The sequence below is a fragment of the Adlercreutzia sp. DFI.6.23 genome (assembly GCF_024462535.1).
GTDB classification, from domain to species: Bacteria; Actinomycetota; Coriobacteriia; order Coriobacteriales; family Eggerthellaceae; genus Adlercreutzia; species Adlercreutzia rubneri.
Genome location: NZ_JANGBP010000261.1, coordinates 1 through 369, shown reverse-complemented (window position 1 = coordinate 369; position 369 = coordinate 1). Strand labels below are relative to the sequence as shown.

The window sequence follows — 369 nt, the reverse complement described above, 5'->3', positions numbered from 1 at the left end:
GCATCACCAAGGCCATGATGCTCGCCCTGCTCGCCATTTTGGGGATGCTCGTGGTGCGCGCGCTCACCCTTCCGGGGGCGGCCGACGGCGTGGCCTTCTACCTGCTGCCGGACTTCCCGAAGATCTTCGGTAGCCCGGATATGTTCTTCGAGGCGGCCTACGCGGCCATGGGTCAGGCCTTCTTCACCCTGTCCATCTGCATGGGCTCCATGACCATTTTCGGCAGCTACATCGACAAGCACCGCTCGCTCATGGGCGAGGCGGCCACGATCGGCGTGCTCGACACCGGCGTTGCCCTGGCCACGGGGCCCGAGTCCGGCGCCACGCCGAAGGCGAAGCAGGCTGGGAAGATGATGAGCCCCGTGGCCA

At 66.4% G+C, this 369-nt stretch carries 1 pseudogene; it reads left to right on the top strand.

The window, feature by feature from the left end:
- Nucleotides 1-369, top strand: a pseudogene (locus NE591_RS13285) (hypothetical protein); the annotation flags it as partial.